Genomic DNA, 595 nt, shown 5'->3' on the forward strand with positions numbered 1-595 from the left:
ATCACGACATACAAATCTGTCAATTTTGCCAGATAGCATGCCGGAAAACATTCTGGCCTCTTCCAGTCAACCCACTGGAAGGTGAGCATATGAAAGTTCTCAAGGCACATGATCGAAAATTGTATCCCGAGTTGTTCGATCAGATGTTTCGAGGCCGGGCCGAGGTATTTCACCAACGCCTCCGGTGGCCAGTTGCTGTAAAAGACGGCCTTGAAATAGATTATTACGATCTGAAATGCGATCCCCCCTATCTTTTAGACGTCGATGAGCAGGGCATCGTTCGTGGATCGCTCAGATTGCTCCCGACCACATCCATGACGATGATCCGGAGGGAGTTCCTGGACTTCTTTGAAGAACCGGTCGATTTCGTTGACCCAAATATGTGGGAATGTACGAAATTCTGTGTTCATAAAGGGGACAGCGCGACATCTATCCGCCTCCTGATCGGCCTCCACAGACTGTACACAAATTGCGGCATCGAACGGATCGTCGGGCTCTACGAACTCCAGATGGAACGCGTGTATGCCCGGATCGGCTGGAAGCCCCGCCGTATAGCTGCCGCTAAACCCGGTCTGGTGAAACTTGGTGTCGGGGT

Annotated in this window: 1 protein-coding gene; it reads left to right on the top strand. The window is 51.4% G+C overall.

Annotated elements, in window-relative coordinates; genetic code table 11:
- Window positions 1–89: 89 nt before the first annotated feature.
- Window positions 90–595, top strand: a 506-nt coding sequence (locus RCF13_RS10020; RefSeq protein WP_308141114.1) for an acyl-homoserine-lactone synthase, incomplete at its 3' end; no start/stop codon positions are given.

The sequence above is a fragment of the Stenotrophomonas maltophilia group sp. RNC7 genome (genome assembly GCF_030910085.1).
GTDB classification, from domain to species: Bacteria; Pseudomonadota; Gammaproteobacteria; order Xanthomonadales; family Xanthomonadaceae; genus Stenotrophomonas; species Stenotrophomonas sepilia.